At 38.2% G+C, this 19,062-nt stretch carries 15 protein-coding genes; 11 read left to right on the plus strand and 4 right to left on the minus strand.

The genetic code is table 11. The annotated features are described in order from the left end of the window. From atpF to msrA, 7 genes are all read left to right on the plus strand, one after another. A partial coding sequence (gene atpF, locus QZ562_RS12025) for a F0F1 ATP synthase subunit B (protein ID WP_293760245.1) occupies window positions 1–443 on the plus strand: 443 nt, incomplete at its 5' end. Window positions 444–456: 13 nt separating this feature from the next. After that, the gene (gene atpH / locus QZ562_RS12030; protein WP_293760247.1) at window positions 457–990 is read left to right on the plus strand and encodes a F0F1 ATP synthase subunit delta; all 534 of its coding nucleotides are present in this window, start codon (window positions 457–459) and stop codon (window positions 988–990) included. A gap of 13 nt (window positions 991–1,003) precedes the next feature. Beyond that, window positions 1,004–2,545, plus strand: a complete 1,542-nt coding sequence (atpA, locus tag QZ562_RS12035) for a F0F1 ATP synthase subunit alpha (RefSeq protein WP_293760249.1) — start codon at window positions 1,004–1,006, stop codon at window positions 2,543–2,545. 66 nt (window positions 2,546–2,611) lie between these two features. Beyond that, window positions 2,612–3,472 (plus strand): F0F1 ATP synthase subunit gamma, encoded by an 861-nt coding sequence (gene atpG, locus QZ562_RS12040; RefSeq protein WP_293760251.1) that lies wholly within the window; start codon window positions 2,612–2,614, stop codon window positions 3,470–3,472. A 31-nt stretch (window positions 3,473–3,503) separates the two neighbouring features. Beyond that, on the plus strand, window positions 3,504–4,889 hold the full coding sequence (gene atpD, locus QZ562_RS12045; protein WP_293760253.1) for a F0F1 ATP synthase subunit beta: 1,386 nt from the start codon (window positions 3,504–3,506) through the stop codon (window positions 4,887–4,889). 121 nt (window positions 4,890–5,010) lie between these two features. Then, window positions 5,011–5,424 (plus strand): F0F1 ATP synthase subunit epsilon, encoded by a 414-nt coding sequence (locus QZ562_RS12050; RefSeq protein WP_293760255.1) that lies wholly within the window; start codon window positions 5,011–5,013, stop codon window positions 5,422–5,424. A gap of 140 nt (window positions 5,425–5,564) precedes the next feature. Next, window positions 5,565–6,155 (plus strand): peptide-methionine (S)-S-oxide reductase MsrA, encoded by a 591-nt coding sequence (gene msrA / locus QZ562_RS12055; protein ID WP_293760257.1) that lies wholly within the window; start codon window positions 5,565–5,567, stop codon window positions 6,153–6,155. A 29-nt stretch (window positions 6,156–6,184) separates the two neighbouring features. Here the strand turns inward: msrA and QZ562_RS12060 are convergent, their stop codons facing one another. Continuing rightward, entirely contained in the window at window positions 6,185–7,510 is a 1,326-nt protein-coding gene (locus tag QZ562_RS12060) for a dienelactone hydrolase (RefSeq protein WP_293760259.1), read from the minus strand. A gap of 218 nt (window positions 7,511–7,728) precedes the next feature. Here QZ562_RS12060 and QZ562_RS12065 point away from each other — a divergent pair, with 218 nt between their 5' ends. Next, window positions 7,729–8,070: a hypothetical protein gene (locus tag QZ562_RS12065; protein WP_293760261.1), complete on the plus strand. Its 342-nt coding sequence runs from the start codon at window positions 7,729–7,731 to the stop codon at window positions 8,068–8,070. A 169-nt stretch (window positions 8,071–8,239) separates the two neighbouring features. Here the strand turns inward: QZ562_RS12065 and QZ562_RS12070 are convergent, their stop codons facing one another. The 3 genes from QZ562_RS12070 to QZ562_RS12080 form a co-directional block, all read right to left on the minus strand. Next, window positions 8,240–11,293 carry a response regulator gene (locus QZ562_RS12070; RefSeq protein WP_293760263.1) on the minus strand — a complete coding sequence of 1,018 codons (3,054 nt, stop codon included), beginning with the start codon at window positions 11,291–11,293 and terminating at the stop codon, window positions 8,240–8,242. A gap of 74 nt (window positions 11,294–11,367) precedes the next feature. After that, window positions 11,368–13,641: a TonB-dependent receptor gene (locus tag QZ562_RS12075; protein ID WP_293760265.1), complete on the minus strand. Its 2,274-nt coding sequence runs from the start codon at window positions 13,639–13,641 to the stop codon at window positions 11,368–11,370. Window positions 13,642–14,177: 536 nt separating this feature from the next. Then, window positions 14,178–14,792: a tRNA-uridine aminocarboxypropyltransferase gene (locus QZ562_RS12080; protein WP_293760267.1), complete on the minus strand. Its 615-nt coding sequence runs from the start codon at window positions 14,790–14,792 to the stop codon at window positions 14,178–14,180. A gap of 180 nt (window positions 14,793–14,972) precedes the next feature. On the opposite strand from QZ562_RS12080, the gene QZ562_RS12085 reads away from it, so the two are divergent. From QZ562_RS12085 to QZ562_RS12095, 3 genes are all read left to right on the plus strand, one after another. Beyond that, on the plus strand, window positions 14,973–16,961 hold the full coding sequence (locus tag QZ562_RS12085) for a tyrosine-type recombinase/integrase (protein WP_293760269.1): 1,989 nt from the start codon (window positions 14,973–14,975) through the stop codon (window positions 16,959–16,961). A gap of 8 nt (window positions 16,962–16,969) precedes the next feature. Next, entirely contained in the window at window positions 16,970–17,314 is a 345-nt protein-coding gene (locus QZ562_RS12090) for an MGMT family protein (protein WP_293760271.1), read from the plus strand. An 86-nt stretch (window positions 17,315–17,400) separates the two neighbouring features. Continuing rightward, a complete protein-coding gene (locus QZ562_RS12095) occupies window positions 17,401–18,606 on the plus strand; it encodes an HD-GYP domain-containing protein (RefSeq protein WP_293760274.1) in 1,206 nt (401 codons plus the stop codon). The last annotated feature ends 456 nt before the right edge of the window (window positions 18,607–19,062 follow it).

The raw sequence follows: 19,062 nt of genomic DNA on the forward strand, positions 1-19,062 counted from the left end.
ATCTAATAGCATTTACTGTGTTTGTGATGTTCTGCATGAAATATGTATGGCCTCCGATCATTGGTGCTATTGAAGATCGCCAAAAGAAAATATCTGACGGCTTAGCTGCATCTGAAGAGGGTGAAAAAGCTCTTGAAGTTGCTCAAGTAGAAGTTGATGCCCAGCTTAAAATTGCTAAAACGCAAGCAGCAGAAATTATTGAGCAGGCCAAGAAGCGCGGGTCAACTATTGTTGACGAAGAAACGCAACGTGGCCATTCAGAGCGTGAAAAAATCATTGCTCAAGGACACTCAGAGATCGAAGCAGAAAGAAACCGCACTAAAGAAGAGTTACGTAAACAAGTAGCTATTTTGGCTGTTGCCGGTGCTGAAAAGATCTTAGGGCGCGAAATAGATGCTGCGGCACAAAGTGACATAGTTGCAAAACTTGTCGCTGAACTATAGGGGAGAATGAGCTATGTCTGAATGGACTACCATCGCTCGCCCATACGCCAAAGCTGCGTTCGATTACGCGGTCGAGAATAAAGACATTGCACATTGGCAGGAAATGCTATTTTTTGCTGCTGAAATTTCTAAAAACGATACCATAAAGTCTTTATTGACCGGTTCGTTGGCAGTCGAAAAGCTAGCAGAAATTTTTAATGGCGTGTGTGGTGAACAACTCGACCTACAGGGTCAAAACTTTATGAATGTTTTGGCTGAAAATAGACGCTTACAAGCGCTTCCAGATATTTCTATGTTGTTTAATCAGTTCAAATCTGATTTTGAAAAAGAAATTGACGTTGATATCATTTCAGCTGTCAAACTTAACAAAAAGCAACAAACAGATATTAGCAAGTCTCTTGAAACACGTCTTGCACGTAAAGTTAAGCTAAATTGTAGCGTGGATCCTGAATTGATAGCTGGTGTACTTATAAAAGCCGGCGACACAGTTATTGACGGTTCACTTCGAAGTAAATTAAACCGTCTATCAGACGCGTTACAAGCATAACGGGGAAAAGAGTATGCAACTGAATTCCACTGAAATTGCAGAATTAATCAGACAACGTATTGAGAAGTTCGAAGTAGTAAGTGAAGCTCGTAATGAAGGAACTATTGTTGGTGTAACCGACGGTATTATTCGCATCCATGGCCTTGCAGATGTAATGCAAGGCGAAATGATTGAGCTTCCAGGTAAGCGTTACGCAATCGCATTGAACCTAGAGCGTGACTCTGTAGGTGCGGTTGTAATGGGTCCTTACGCTGACTTACAAGAAGGCGTAAAAGTTAAATCATCTGGACGTATCCTAGAAGTACCGGTAGGTCGAAATCTGCTTGGTAGAGTTGTAAATACTCTAGGTGCCCCGATTGATGGCAAAGGTGCTATCGATGCTGATGGCTATGAACCTGTAGAAAAAATTGCACCGGGCGTTATTGAACGTCAATCAGTCGATCAACCTATTCAAACTGGTTATAAATCAGTTGATGCCATGATCCCAGTGGGTCGTGGACAGCGTGAATTAGTTATCGGTGACCGTCAAACGGGTAAAACAGCGTTTGCAATTGATGCCATTATCAATCAAAAAGATTCGGGTGTTAAATGTATATATGTTGCGATTGGTCAAAAAGCATCAACTATTGCAAACGTAGTACGTAAGTTAGAAGAACACGACGCTATGGCTCATACTATAGTGGTTGCCGCTTCTGCATCAGAGTCAGCAGCATTACAGTACTTGGCGCCTTACTCTGGTTGTACTATGGGTGAATATTTCCGTGACCGCGGTGAAGATGCATTGATCGTATATGATGACTTGTCTAAGCAAGCTGTTGCATACCGTCAAATTTCATTATTGTTACGTCGTCCGCCTGGTCGTGAGGCTTACCCTGGAGACGTTTTCTATCTTCACTCTCGTCTTCTTGAACGTGCTGCACGCGTGAATGACAAATATGTTGAACGTTTTACTAAAGGTGAAGTTAAAGGCAAAACAGGTTCTTTGACAGCATTACCTATTATTGAAACCCAAGCAGGTGATGTATCAGCATTTGTACCTACTAACGTAATTTCGATTACTGATGGCCAAATCTTTTTAGAGACCGATTTGTTCAATGCAGGTATCCGTCCAGCGGTTAATGCTGGTATATCGGTATCTCGTGTCGGTGGTGCTGCGCAAACTAAAATTATCAAGAAGCTAGGTGGCGGTATTCGTCTAGCTCTAGCTCAGTATCGTGAATTAGCGGCTTTCTCGCAGTTTGCATCTGACCTTGATGACGCAACGCGTGCACAACTTGAACACGGCGAGCGAGTAATGGAATTGATGAAACAAAACCAGTATGCACCTCTTTCGGTCGCTGATATGGGTATTTCATTGTTTGCTGTTGAAAAGGGTCATCTACAAGATGTTGAATTATCTAAAATACTAGATTTTGAAGCCTCTTTACACTCCTTTATGAACAGTGAATATAGCGAGCTAATGAACACTATTAATACTACGGGTAATTTCGACAAAGAAATTGAAGCGACGTTAAATGCGGCTCTAGAGAAATTTAAAGCAACACAAACGTGGTAATCAATTAGACCACTAGGCTTTGTTAAGTTTAGTGGTCAACATGTTGAATAATCGGAGATAGAGTTTATGGCTAGCGGTAAAGAGATAAAAGGTAAGATCGGCAGTATTAAAAATACGCAGAAGATCACCAGCGCTATGGAAATGGTTGCAGCGTCTAAAATGAAAAAGGCGCAAAACCGTATGGCCTCAGGCCGTCCATATGCTGAGAATATTCGAAATGTCATCGGTCACCTAGCAAACGCTAACCTTGAATATCGCCATCCTTATTTGGAAGAGCGTGAAGTAAAACGCGTTGGTTATATTGTGATTTCAACTGACCGTGGATTATGCGGTGGTTTAAACACCAACGAATTCAAGATGGTGGTGAAAGATGCAAAAAAATGGCAAGAACAAAATGTTCAAGTTGATTTTGCTGCATTAGGTGCTAAATCTGTTGCCTTTTTTAACCGTTTTGGTGGCAGTGTTTTAGCCGCTGAATCAGGTTTAGGTGATGCGCCAACTATGAGTGAAATCATTGGTTTAGTGCGTATTATGTTAGATGCATTTAATGACGGAAAAATAGATCGCTTATATTTGGTATTTAATAAGTTTATAAATACCATGGCGCAAGAGCCGCAGATAGATCAATTGTTGCCTTTGCCTAAATCTGAAGAAAAAGAATTACAACACCGTTGGGACTATATATACGAACCTGATCCAAAACCTATTTTAGATATGTTATTGATCAGGTTTATTGAATCTCAAGTGTATCAAGGCGTTGTTGAAAATGGAGCATCTGAACAAGCTGCTCGTATGGTGGCTATGAAAGCTGCAACCGATAACGCGGGTGACATCATTGATGACTTGCAATTGATATACAACAAGGCACGCCAAGCAGCAATCACACAAGAAATTAGTGAGATTGTAAGCGGCGCGGCAGCGGTGTAGGCAATGGTTTTAGAATTTAAGAGGAATTAACATGAGTCATGGTAAGGTCGTCCAAATAATTGGCGCCGTAGTGGATATTGAGTTTCCACAAGATTCGGTTCCAAAAATATATAACGCATTGCAAATTACCGAAGGTGATTTGCAAGGTTTGACCTTGGAAGTACAACAGCAATTAGGTGGTGGCGTGGTGCGTACCATCGCAATGGGTTCCACTGACGGTTTGCGTCGTGGCCTAGCTGTAGAAAACAGTGGTCAATCAATTCAGGTTCCAGTTGGCGTAGCTACATTGGGTCGTATCATGGATGTATTAGGTAATCCTATTGATGAAGCGGGCCCTATCGGTGAAGAAGAACGTATGTCTATTCACCGTGAAGCACCTACTTACGAAGAACAATCAATGTCAGTTGAACTACTTGAAACAGGCATCAAAGTTATTGACTTAGTTTGCCCGTTTGCTAAAGGTGGTAAAGTTGGATTGTTCGGTGGTGCTGGTGTAGGTAAGACTGTCAACATGATGGAGCTTATTCGTAACATCGCTATAGAGCACAGCGGCTACTCAGTATTTGCTGGTGTAGGTGAGCGTACTCGTGAAGGTAACGATTTCTATCACGAAATGAACGACTCAAACGTACTAGACAAAGTATCCCTAGTATATGGCCAAATGAATGAGCCTCCTGGTAACCGTTTACGTGTTGCTTTAACGGGTTTAACCATGGCGGAAAAATTCCGTGATGAGGGTCGGGATGTGTTGTTTTTTGTTGATAATATCTACCGTTACACTCTAGCGGGTACAGAAGTATCTGCTCTGTTGGGACGTATGCCATCAGCTGTAGGTTACCAGCCTACCCTAGCTGAAGAAATGGGCGTATTACAAGAGCGTATCGCATCAACTAAAACAGGTTCGATTACTTCAATCCAAGCGGTATATGTACCTGCGGATGATTTAACTGATCCATCACCTGCTACAACGTTTGCTCACTTGGATGCAACGGTTGTATTATCACGTGATATTGCGTCTTTGGGTATTTACCCTGCGGTTGACCCACTTGATTCTACTTCTCGTCAACTTGACCCACTTGTTATTGGTCAAGAGCATTACGACACAGCACGTGGTGTGCAGTCAGTATTGCAACGTTATAAAGAATTGAAAGACATCATCGCTATTTTAGGTATGGATGAACTCTCTGAAGAAGATAAGCAGTCAGTATCGCGAGCTCGTAAAATTCAGCGTTTCTTATCACAACCTTTCTTCGTAGCAGAAGTATTCACTGGTTCACCTGGTAAATATGTTTCTTTGAAAGATACAATCATTGGTTTTAGCGGCATCTTGAATGGTGAATACGATCACCTACCAGAGCAGGCTTTCTATATGGTTGGAACGATCGAAGAAGCAAGCGAAAAAGCCAAAAACATGTAACCTTCGGCTTATTTAGTCCGGACTCCCTAATGGAAGCGCTCATGTAATTTTTTACATTGCGCATTTCCTTAAGAGCCCAGACTAGATGGATTTGGAAACTTGTTTTTAATTGGAGGTTTTTATGGCAGCGACCGTACATTTAGACGTAGTAAGCGCCGAAACTAGTATTTTTTCTGGTTTGGTTAAAACTATTCAAGTTACAGGTAGTGAAGGTGAACTAGGTATTTATCCTGGTCATGCACCATTATTAACTACTCTAAAACCAGGAATGGTACGTCTAGTTAAGCAACACGGTGATGAAGAAAGTATCTACATCAACGGTGGTGTACTTGAGATACAACCAGGTACAGTGACTGTATTAGCCGATACAGCTATTCGTGCAGAAGATTTGGACGAACAAGCAGCTTTGGACGCAAAAAAACGCGCTGAAGAACATATTGCTAATCCAAGTGCAGATTTTGAGTATGCTGAAGCAGCTGTTGAGTTAGCCGAAGCTATTGCACAATTAAGACTGATCCAAAAATTGCGCAAGTAGTCACAAATGAAATACTTAAAAACCCAGCCTTATGCTGGGTTTTTTGTTTTATAGATTAAATTGAAAGTTTGTATCCAAACTTTGGTCTTAATATGTAATCTTAGTGTAAATAATTACATTCAGTAATGAAGGAAAACTTTGTGAAATTAAAACTATTGTTGTCTTTGGTCGCTATATTTACTTTATACACCTCCCAAGCAACAGCTGATAAAGCTGTTTTTGCTGGTGGATGTTTCTGGTGCATGGAGTCAGATTTTGAAAAGCTAAAAGGGGTAACTGACGTTATTTCAGGTTTTACTGGTGGTACTTTAGAAAACCCAACTTATAGCGGTAACCATACAGGCCATTACGAGGCGGTTGAAATAACGTACGATCCCAATATAGTGTCTTATCAAGCTTTACTCGATCATTTTTGGGTGAATATCGACCCCTTTGATGATAAGGGGCAATTTTGCGATAAAGGATTTAGCTACTTAAGTGCTGTTTTTGTAGCTGATGAAAAAGAACGGGAAATTGCTCAATTATCTAAACAAAAAGTAATCACGCAATTTCCTAATCAACAAGTAGTCACACCCATCTTACCTACTTCGATTTTTTATCCAATAAAAGGCAATGAAAGTTTTCATCAAGATTATTACAAAAAAAATACTGTTAGATACAAATTGTATCGTTGGAATTGTGGCCGAGACCAACGCTTAACAGATATCTGGGGGGATAAAACCACACACTAATAATAACCCATTGAAGAGTGAAAATTAGCCTACTCACCCTTGGCTAATTTTTCAAATTTCAAGCCTTTTGCTGTGCGGTTTTTGAAGCCTGCCCAATGAGTATGGTCAGAATTTGATTGACCTTCAGCATCCTTGCTCCAAATCCCGTCGTTTGAACTGGCTTCAAGGTTTAGGTAATTATCCATTTCAACATTACCCTTTAAATATTTTTCTAACCATGCAGTAACAAAATGCTGAGATATATTGTTCATGCGGACACTGTCCCAAACGGCGTCAGTGTAGTGTTCACTAATGTTGAATCCAAGAGCTTCATCATAGGCATAAGACTCTTCAGGAGCAGGCATGGGCGCTCCAGCGCTATGGTTGGCATTGTCAAAAGTCAATAAGGTTCTGTCTACACTGGTTATTCCTTTCCAAATCGCCCGGACACCTTTTTCGTAACCCGATACATCATCAACCGAGCCTGCTACTAATAACATGGGAACCTTTACCCCTTTAAGAGTAGTTTGGTTCCATACACCAACATTCATTCCCCAAGGTGCAAAAGCAATCACCGCTTTTAGTCTAGGATCAGGCGATGTGTTGGTTTTATTAAGATTCTGGTGTATTGCTAATGTGTTGTGTGGTGCCCCCCATGAGTAATCTACTGCTTGTTGGGTAACACTACCACCAGCAGCAATTACGGCTCCGTAGCCACCCATAGAGTAACCGATTAAAGCTGTATTTTGGGGGTTTACTAAGTGGTATAAAAACGAAGTATTGTCTTTTGACATAATCGCTATTTGGTCAAGAGTAAACAATTGGTCCAGTGGTCGATTGACCAAAGTTGAACCAAAAGCAGCTTGTGTGCGATAGGTGGAGTCAGTGTGATCAATTGATACTACTACATAGCCTTTTGAAGCAATATTTTCAGCAAGGTGAGATAACAAAAAACGATTACCGGGATAACCGTGAGATATTAATACGAGAGGGTATTTTTTATTATTAACTATCGGTTTGGCGTCGCGTATTGCTTTACCTATTACACTAACTTCGGTTTTGCCGTCGCGTAAATAAACATCGAGAGACGTATTACCTTGGCTACTTTTTATAGCTGGATACCAAACCTCTAGGGTTAACGAACGATCGTATCTAGGTAGATCGGCTAACTCGGGCTGAGCAAGGTCGATACTAATAATATCAATTTGTCGTGGGTTGATAATATTTACAGTTTTTACACCAATTGCATATTGCCCATAAGAAGCTAATTCAGGTGCATCAGGCCGTTGAACATCAATTCGATTCTGAGCTAGGCTGCACATGGCCAACCCACTAAAAATAACCATCACTACTACTTTATTTATTATCCGATACATAATTTTGCTCTTACAAATCACTTTGAATATATTGTGATGGATAAAGTATGGGATTTTTTGACATTCTGCTAGTAAGAAATGATAAAGAACTAATATCAAAGTTGTTTTTCAAAAATTGAGTTATGCACACTATCCTTGATCGGTGTACGTGTCATTTTTATGACTTTATGACTTACCCCTACATCCCTTTATCCGTTTAACAACTTATGGCGTGCGCTATGCCGAATTTAAGTATCCCAATATTATGTAACGAAGCAACAATACACTCATATTTTATCGAGCGGCAGTATTGCCTTGACGATTATAATGGTTCGTTTATTTCACCTCGTCAAACAGCATTAAACTTTCGTCACAAAGTGAGTGAACCAGGGTATTTTAGTGACTGGCATGTGGCGGGTGATCCCACTCTTGTCCTTATTCGTTCGGGTATTCTAGGCATCGGTTTACGGGATGATAGTTATCACGACTTTTGCGCTGGTGATGCGTTTATCGCCCAAGATATGTCACCTGCCAATATCTTTTTAAGAACAACATACATGGGCATACTGCACAGGTTATAGGTGACCAACAATTAATCGCTCTTCATCTCAAGCTTTCGTCAATATGAATTGACAAAAAGTAAAGCATACAAAAAGACTATCAAGATCAGTTTTAAGTGCAACAGGAAACCGCGACAGATGTTTTAATCATCACTCATGTATTTCAAAAGAGATTAAAACGACTAAATAATTATATTTCGTCAATTAGGTTTGGATTTAATAATGCGGTTAATTCTATAAAGTGAGCACGGATAACATCAAGTTGAGGTTCATACTCTTTGGGTTCAAGTTTGCCCTTTTTAATTATGTCCTCCAAGGCTTTAAATGCCGGTTTAGACTGAATTAATGCACAATCATAGCTAGCAGGGAAAAACTTGTATAAATGAACCAAAGCACTATTGATTTCATTGTTGTCCAATGCAGCGGTTAAGTCTTTAAGGGTTTGCTTAGAATGCTTCATTAATTCAAAAATAGCTTTTAAAAATAGCTTGGCACTGTTGTGATGTTTAACAATACCTTGTGCAATATCTACACCCGGTAGCTCAATACATTGCATGGTTAAGGCCAATACCTTAGGTAACTCATAAGTTACCGCTATTTCGTCATCTTGCAGAGAAGAGTGCTCAATATCTGCAAATTTTTGCCCAATAATATCAAAACCAAAAGAGCCAGCTGATCCTCTTATTCTATGGGCTATTTCACTTATAACGGTTAAATCACGTTGCTCTAGCGCTAGTTGTATGTCGACTACTTGTTCTCGTAAATCTTCTTGATAGTCTTTTATTAACCTCAGCATATCACCCTGGTGAAGAGGGAGATCTATTTCACCTTGTTTGTTAAGGTAAAGGGATAGTTTACTAATAAAGTGTTGACGAGAAACGGGCTTGGCTAAATGATCTGAAAAGCCAAGACGCATATAATGTTCAATCTCATGTTTCATATTGTTAGCTGTTAATGCTATTACCGGCGTATAGTTTCCTGATGCCCTAATCTTTTTAAGTGCTTCTGTACCATTCATTTGGGGCATGTGGATATCAAGTAAAATTAAATCAAACTTTTGATAAAAAATTGTATCCAGTGCCTGTTTACCGTTTTCTACTTCAGTAACGGTAATATTCATACGTTTTAAGAGTATGGATATCAATTCGCGATTGTTGGGATGATCGTCTGCTAGCAACACTTTATTGCCCACGAAATTGGGCAATGCAGAAGTTTTGACAGATTTAGTTGGAGTAGACTGCCATATTTCTCCTACATTGTTTATCCATGGGGTGTCTTGCACAACGGACAAGTCAATATTTAAGGTGAAAGTTGAGCCCTTTCGAGGAGTACTGTGCACCTTAATATCGCCACCTAAACCGTTAGCTAATCGACGTGAAATACTCAGTCCTAAACCAGTACCTCCAAATCGTCTGTTGATTGAGCTGTCAGCTTGGGTAAAGGGTTGGAATAGATGCTCTTGCTGCTTCGTAGAGATACCTTCGCCAGAGTCTTTGACTTTTATTTGTAATCTATTGTCTATCAAACTTACCGATAAACCTATATACCCGCGTTCAGTGAACTTAATGGCATTATTCGTTAAATTAAATAAGATTTGTTTCAGGCGTGTTGGGTCGGTATTAATTTGTGCTGGCAGCGGAAATTTATATTCCAAATGAAAAGCTAAACCCTTATCTCTGGCTCGTTTACCCACAACAGATTCGATTTGTGCCAAGACTGAAAACAACGGAGTTGGTATTGATTCAAAGTCGAGTTTGTTGGCTTCTATCTTACTAATATCCAATATATCGTTAATAACGCTCAATAGGTGATTACCATTTTCAGCGATGATTTGGGTGACACGTTCTTGCTCAGCTTTGTCTATATCACCGAGTAAAATACCGTTGGCATAACCAATGATAGAGGTTAAAGGAGTACGAATTTCATGACTCATGGTGGCTAAAAATTGGCCTTTAGTATTACTTGCCTCAATTAAGTCGCTATTGGTTTGTTCCAGCTGATAATTAGCTTTTTTAAGTTCAAAAGTACGCTCTTGCACAGTTTTGTCTAACGTAGTTGTCAACTCAATATTTTCTAATGTCAGAAGTCGTAATTGAGCTGCTAACGCAAAAGCAAATAATAAGCTTTCTAGACTGTTTCCAATTAAACCTAATAGATAAATGTTAACGTTTATCCCTGGTAATACTCCGAAGTTCATTAAGTTTCCTACCATGTTTGGTAATAATACTGACAACAAAGCAAATACAAAATATTTGGCTGGCGAATAACCGTTCATCCAACATCGTATGCCAGAATAGAGACCTAAAATGCACACTGCAGAGGTAACCAAAGAGGCTAAATATAAAGCTACACCTTGGTTATAGAAAGCAAAAGGTAATGATAAAGTTGCAAGAGAAGCAATGATTTTTAGTGCTTTAGCTGTTTTAGGTGCTAATTCTTCTAGGTGTAAAAATTGGATATTAAAGAAACAATAAAAAATGGAGCCTATTATGAACGCGGGCATTAACCAATGTTCTGAGCTTTTAAATCCTACAAACTCGGGCACGCCAAATACAGCAGTCCAACCTAAAGAATAAGCAATAGTAGATAATGCATAGGTTAAATATTGAACATTTCGAGTGCTGAAAAAAATAAATAAGTTGTAAATACCCAGAGCAAAACACATACCTAAGCTAATCAGTAATATGACGTTCTCTAATTGAAACTTCTGTTCAGCTTGGAGATGAGGCTTTACTAAAATTTTGATGGGAGCGAAAAAATACTCGCTTTCAAATAACATTAACAAGGTTTTGTGCTGTCCCGGTAATATTTCAATTTTGCTTCCGTAATGAAAATCTTGTTGATTTTTTAAACCATGACCGGTTTTAAAAGAGTTAGTGGGGGTATCGTTACTAAAATAAAATATTTCTATATTTTGTACTACTGACCCATAAGGATAAATAAACCATTCGGTTAGCTGTGTATCATTATAAATTTGAAATGCTGCAACGTATTTGTCTCCAAATACATCGGTGGTTTGATATGAAGCTAAGGTGTTTAGCCAGACTCCGAGCTGGTTCAATTGGTTGGGGGGAGGTGCTGCGTTGTCCTTAAGTGAAAAATAGCTAACATCGTCACTAATATTCTGATCCTTAATGTTGCTCAGATTAAAGCTAGCAATATTAATGGTAGGCGCAGCTAACGCATTTACCGCGATAAAAATATATAAAACTAAAAGACCCGCCAATAATTTAACTTTTTTCAAACTATTACCACACACTTATCACTTCACTTTATAAATATACACGGTTATTGCGTGACGTTGTTTGATTAACCAAACTAAAACTCATAACGAAAATCAAGGCCAACTTGTCTGGCTTCACCTTTAAAGTCTTGCAGCATGCCAAATAGATTCACTAAATCAAATTTTAGATGACTATATTCCTCATTTGTTAAGTTTTTCACCCATGCTCCTAAGTTCCAGTCTGCCTCTGCCCATGCTATGCGTGCATTCCAAAGTAGATAACCCTTTTGAATAGCGTAGGCACTTTGATTTTGATCAAAATAAAACTCTGACTGATAATCGGCATCAATGTGGAAGTTTAATTGAGCTGAATTAAGTTCAACTACATAGTCTGCCTGTGCTGCAACATTCCACTTAGATGTGAAAGGTAGTCGATTATCTTTTATTCTAACGCCAGCTAAATCAATAAAAGATACAAGGTTTGCTTCTGGGAGATAACCAATTGAAAACTTGGTTGATAAAGCAGGTGTTATTTGTGCGTTCAAATCAAATTCTGCTCCATAAATAGTCGATTTACCGACATTACTTAATAATTGAAGTGGCGGTGCGCCCGGCGTGATGGCCGATTGATTCATAAACACTTGTTGGTCTTGATAATCATAATAAAAAGCGGCTGAATACAAACGAATTGATTGACTTAATTGACTGTGAAGACCAACTTCATAAGCGTTTAAGGTTTCTGCACCATAATCATTGTTCTGTGCTTCTGCGGCTGAGCTTATCAGTGCTCCGTTGTAGCCACCACTCTTAAAGCCTCGGGAGAAACTGACAAAGCCAGAATGTTTATCGCTGAGCTTGTGTAACAACGCAATCTTTCCAGATAAGTTGTTATCATCAATATTGCCAGAAGCATCCCAACCTGGGATTGTCAAACCAGTTTGATCATTTGCAAAAGTGGCAATATTGATTTGACCGATAGCATTATAATCTGTGCTTTCATCGCTATAACGTAAGCCTGCACTAAACGTTGTCTGCTCAGATAATGGGTATTCGATGTGTGCGAACAAAGCCGAAGATTTTATCTTTATTGTATTATCATATAAAAAAGTTACAGCGTTGCTAAATAACCCTTCAACAGCACGAAAATCTCTGAGTAAATCGAAACGATTATCCTGCTTTAAAGTTTCATTCAAAATGTACAGGCCAGAAATCACATAAATATCACCTATCTCTTGATGTAATCTCAACTCTTGGCTAAACGTATCTGTGCCAACATTTTGATTACCTTCTCCTAAGCTAGCAGGGCTTCCATCACTGTTAAAGTAATGCTCTCTGTCTAGCGTAGAGAAGTTGGATAAACTGACTAAATAATTATTATCATTAAATTCATATCGGGCTTCTACATTAATACCATGTGAGTCTGTTTTATGTGGGCTATTGCCGCTAATGTTGTTATTAACGGCTACATCATGAAAATCATTCGAGCCACTATTAAAACCAAAGGCATCAGTGCAAGCCGCAGAACCAGCTGCACTGGGTGAGCAAAAAGATACAGGTAAGCCGGTAGCTGGATCAAAACTTTTGATTACGCCAATACTGCCTACAGGATTAACAATACCATCCCATTTACTCAGATAAATTTTACTATCGATAGTGAGCTTGTCCCACTGACCTAAGACAGATAATCGCCCATGAGTTTGACGCATCTTTGCTTGTGGTGTGTTGGGTGCTAAGTTATTTGTTGAATATTCATAATCTTGATGACTAAAGGCTAAACGAGTAGCCATGTTGTCGTTTAACTGGAGATTAATTGCGCCTTCAGTGGAAAGGTGATTGCGCTGGGCATAACTCAAACTAAAGTAGCCAGAGTTGTCCATTTTAGCACTAACTGAGTTGATTAATATCGCGCCACCAGTGGTATTACGGCCAAATAACGTACCTTGTGGACCTCGCAATATTTCAACTGACTCAACATCAAATAGATTTACCATTTGAGAGTTGGCTGACGCACTGGCTGTTCCGTCTAAATAGACACCAACAGGAGATTGTGTCGAAGTGTTGTAATCTACGCTGCCTACACCTCGAATATTAACCGCTGGTGGGGTTCCTTCTGCCGCGTTTTGGGTAATCTTGAAATTCGGTACAATAGCTGAAAGTGCTGTTGTATCTTTGAGTTGTCGATCAATGATGGTTTGGCCATCGACAACATTTAAAGACATCGCGACATCACGAATATCTTGAAGCCGCTTTTGAGAATTAACTTCAATTATTTCAATGGGTTCTGCCTGTGTTGAATTGGCAAGGTTACGTGCATTTACTGACAAAGTAAAAAAAAATATAAATACAAAAAGTAGATATTTCAAGGTCACCTCGTTAAAAATTACGGGTCTTCTTACTGCACCGCAAACTTTCGAGTTTAAGAAACTATAAAGTTTATCCTATGGAATTGTGTCATTGGCTTAGCCATTTTTCCAGGCCCATTATCACGTCTTGGTAGCAGGCGTTTCTAAATATTTAAGCATGCCCCAAACAGATGAATGATCCTGCATGTTTTATTAGTAAATGTCAGCTTTTTTACTAATTGTTTTTATAAATTTCACCCCCCGTGTTTACTATTAATTACTTTAGGAAAAGCACAAACGTCTATCGAAGTTTCTATACCTACTATAGTGACAGTTGTTAATTTGCCCGCATTTACATCTGTAATCAACCAATCTCCAGTGATGAATAAATGAGAAAAAATGTGCTGTTTGTCGTTAAGTGATATTGATTATCAAAACGATTTTCAATAAAGGAGTAATAAAATTTGTCAGAATTGACTTGTCGACTGAATTCGTAAAGCCAAGCATTTGTTTATTACCGTAACAAATAACTGACAAAAAAATAATGCTTTTAATCGTTCATATTATTGCTTGTAGTTTTCTATGAAACACTTCTGCTGCATTTTTGAGAGTAGTGTATGCAGCGGCTTACAATCAATGTTGTGGGTGTACTCAAGTAAGTAAACAACTGACTCAAGCGTTGATAGACTATTTTGTTGGGTTGTATGTCTAACGTGATATTGATTATCAGGTGGATTGGTAAAGTGCCAACTATTACACAGTTGCAACCAGGGATTAAGATGCCAAATTTTCAGAGCTTTGCGCCATGATGCATCAATAAATATAACATTGTGATTGATTGGGAAAATGCTTTCTTTTGATTCTGGTGAGATAATAGATTCCATAGATTTACTTTGTTTATGTGGGTAAAGTAAGCTGTAATCTTGCGGTTGTTTAGCTATATTTTGAGATAATTCTGTCCAGTCTTCAGGCTTCTCACCTTGTAATATCATTATCTTTTTTAAGCCTAATGTTAACAGCTTAACTGTATTTTTTGCATGTCTTGATTCTTTAGGATGTTGTAAAACAATAATGTTGAGAGGCGATGTAATGGGATTTATCCATTCACATAAACAAGTTTTCTGTGGGTAGTAACAAATGGTACATATTTGTCTTTTATTAGTTTTTAAAATTTTCATATTTATATATTTAAAACTCCTTTACAATTTATGCATAGGGCCTGTTAGATTTGTTTAAGAATTCTGCAGCCGACCTTCAGAACGACTTTAGTTGAAAATATAAAGCAAAAAGGAATTATATGCTCACCGGATATTGTTTGATTAGAATAGTTAACTATTTATTTACCTTAGGTGTTTTTCATGTCATCAGATAACAATGTTGATTACATGCCAAATCAACCCTTCAATAATAGAACAGACCCATCAGACTCTTTACATAGAAGCTTTCAAAAGCGTAAGTGGCAGATTTTGGCTAGTGTTTTTTTGTTAATATTGATTATTTCTAACATTGTAATTTGGAGTCAATCACCAACATATCAAAGCCAATCTATCTTACATTTTTCGTATGCCTCGCAAACTGAGTTAGAATTTAGTGAACTAGCACAAAGGCAAATATCTCTGCATAGTCAAAGATTAAAAAGCAACAGTGTAATGAGTCTTGTTGTCGAGGAGCTTGAACAAGAGCAGAGGTTGATGACTAATGTACAGGCGCTTTTTGAAGGTCTATCAGCGCAAGCGAGTATAACAGGTCGTATTATTACTCTAAAAGCCAACGGTAGCGAGTTGCAAACCCTCAAACCAATATTAGATGCGTGGGCAAAGGTGTACCTAAATTTAGTTGCATCCGAATCACTAGTAAACAGACAGGATAAGTTACTAATTGCAGACCAACAATCGCAACTTTTGGAATTAAAAATAGCCGAGCAAGAACAACAGTTAGAAATATTTGCCAATGAAAACAACATCACGTCACTAGAAAGAGATGAAAATCGAGTACTAAGTCAAACAAAAAACTTAGGAACTAATCTTGACCAAGCGTTGGCCGATAAAGCACAAGCACAGGCGTTGCTTGATAGTTTGAATGAGTTCATCAATAGTGGAAAAGCAATTATTCGACCAGTGGATAAATCGCAAATAGATGCGATTAAACTCAACCTGCAAGGACTTAATGCCAATCTATCTACTTTGTCTGACAAGTATACCCAAGCCTATTTAGAACGAGACCCAGATATTGTAACTTTGCAAAAAGAAATACTTCAGCTTCAAATTTTACTCGATGAACAAATAAAAACCAGCCAATCCAATTATCTGCTTGATGTAGAGCGCGATCTTAGTGTTTCAAAAGGAAAAGTGGATCAGATGAATACTCAGCTTGTTGAAAAGAACAAACTTGCGCAAGTGTTTAGCCAAAACCTAGAGCAATATAAAAGGTTAGACGACGAGTTAAAAGCTCTCCAAACTCAATCTCAAATACTAAAAAATCAACAAGTTGCACAAGAAGTATCAAAGCCTTTCGATGCAAAAATTACGATACTCGAGCCCGCATATGTTCCAAGTTTTGCTATAGGACCAAACTACCAACTTCAGAGCCTGATTAGTCTAATAACTGCAGTGTTTTTAGCAGTATTGTCTATGTTGTTATTCAGTTTTATATTTAAGCAAAAAGCCTCAGCTAGCACCAGTAATTTTGTGATGTTTCCTGGACAGGATGAGACCAGTCACTTTCCAAACATCGGTTTTACTCAACATCAGAGACTGAAAGAATCTTATATTCAGAAGCCATCCGAGACTGCTAAGTTAGGGTCTGTATCCCAGGTTTTACGAGTGCTAAGCCCAGATGAATGTAGGCTGCTTTTTTCTATTGCAAACAATCAAGGTAGGGTGTTGTTAGGACTGATTTTGAGCGGTGTAAACATCGACGAATTACTGGTGTTAAAAAAAGTAAACTTCAAACAGGGTTATTCAACTCTCCAGATAGAAAACCAGTTTTCTCGCAGCATATGCATTAAAAAAGATCTAGCAGATGCTTTGCAAGTGACATGTAACAGCTTGGTTGATGAACAAGTTATATGGTCAAATGTAAAAAGTCACGAAGACTTTTTACATTTACTGGTCAATATAGGGCACGATGCTAGGATGGCCTTTCCTGAACAACTATCACTTGATGTATTACGGCATACGTACCTAAATTATCTAATCAGCCAAGGTGCTAAACTCAATGACATTGAACAAATTGCTGGGTATGCATCGCCTAGTACATTAGCGCTATATCGAAATGTTAATCAACAAGAAAAATCATTAGCACTAGATCAAATCAAAACACTGTATCCTTTTGATGAAGCAGACTAATTTTTGTAATGTATGAGCTCCCTACATACACCAAAATTTGGCGAATAGTGCAGCTTATCCCTTTTGGTAAAGTGGCAAGCTATGGTCAAATTTCTGATCTTGCGGGTTTACCTGGACGGGCAAGGTTAGTCGGGAAGTCGCTGAGTTGTGTGCCAGAGGGTATGTCATTGCCTTGGTATAAAGTTCTACGTTCTAATGGACAAATTGCTTTTCCGGTAGGTTCTGCTCAATCCCAAAAACAAATAGGCTTATTGGAACAAGAAGATATTTTCGTTTTTAACAACCGAATCAACCTAAAGATTTTTCTGTGGCATCCCGATTTGCACGAATTGCTTTGGAAATTAGAGTATTAATTACTTTTTATAAATAGTTAATCTTGCTCTTAATGTTCAAATCGGATATTTTGATTTGGTGTAGTAAATTTTAAGCATAAGAGTTGATGCTTTTGTTAAAAATATTCGATGTAGATCAAATTAAAGTAGGAATGTATGTTGATTCTATTGCAAAACAACAAGGCAAACTTAAAATATCTAGCCGAGGTAGAGTCACTTCCCTTGCGTCTATAAAGCAGCTCAAAAAGAAAGGAATTTTGTCATTTGTTGTTGATATGAGCAAACAACTTGAGTCCGAGGTTGAAGAAGAAATTACACTTCAAAAAGAAAAGCTTAAGCCTGAAACACCGCCTAAACTACAAAAAAAAGTTTCTTTTGAAGTAGAACTTGAAGTTGCAATTAAACTTCACCACAAAGGTAAACACTTACAAGAAAAAATGTTAGAAAGCATTGCCAAAAGCTTACCTATAGACATTGCTGTACCAGAAGCATTCACCAACCATATTGTTTCTTCTATTGATCGCAATCCTAATGCCTTAATGTGCATGACAAAAATACGAGAGAAAGATACCTATCTTTTAGAGCATTCATTAAATGTGGCTATTTTGCTGGCAAATTTTGGAACATATCTTGGCTTTGACGAAGAACAAATACAAGAATTGACTCTATCAGGATTTTTACATGACATTGGTAAAATTAAAGTTCCTGATGAAATATTACATAAACCTAGTCATCTGAATGAACAAGAAATGACCATTATGAGAGACCATGTATATTATGGCATGAAGGTTTTGGTTGAAATGGGCATTCCTGATTCAATTGTGAAAACTATAGGAGAACACCATGAAAGACTCGACGGGTATGGCTACCCCGAAGGTCTAAGAGGAGACGATATCACACAGTTTGGACGTATGATTGCCATAGTTGACACTTACGATGCTATAACAGCAGACAGATGTTATAAGGCAGGTATGTCGTCTAAAAAAGCATTACAAATATTATTAGACGATGCGCCTGGAAAGTATGACGAATGGTTAGTGGCTCAATTTGTACAATGCATCGGAATTTTTCCTTCGGGCAGCTTAGTCAAACTAGACAACGAAAAGATTGCCATGGTTCTTAAGCAAAACAATGGCCACGCTGTTAAACCAGTTGTTAAAGTTTTTTATTCAATACGGGGCAACCATTATTTGGAGCCCAAGGAAGTGGACTTATCTGCTGCCAGTAATAGGTTAAAAATTCTTGATGCAGTGCTTCCAAGTGATTTCAATTTGGATATAAAAAAGTACTTTAACGAATCAATAAAAATTTAGAACTTAAGCTTTTGGAGTGTTTAGAGCCGTTAACTACTTTTCGCTTCTTTCAAGATAATATGTATCTGGTCAGTTGTTACATCAGATGGGCACACCCCTTTGTCAACCAACTCCTCACGAATAATTTCAGGTGTGTTAGAGTAAAAACGAGATCTGTTCTTCTGAATATAGCGTGTTATCTTTTGCTGTAATTTGCGTGTTAAACAAGACATATATAAATATTAACCAGTAAAATTTTTAAAAATCAAAAACCACATATAATGACTGACTAGAAGATATACACAGCGCGGAAGCTATATTTCTTTTATCAATACATATTCAAAAACATTCGTTCAAAAAATAAGGAAATAGCGACTTAGCTTATTATTAAATGTTGCAAGGGAACTGTTTATAGTCAGTGAAAAAACGGTGTAAAATTTTTTCCCAAAAAAATAATTATTTAAATCGAAACCCAAT

It is taken from the genome of uncultured Paraglaciecola sp. (assembly GCF_913058035.1).
Taxonomy (GTDB): domain Bacteria; phylum Pseudomonadota; class Gammaproteobacteria; order Enterobacterales; family Alteromonadaceae; genus Paraglaciecola.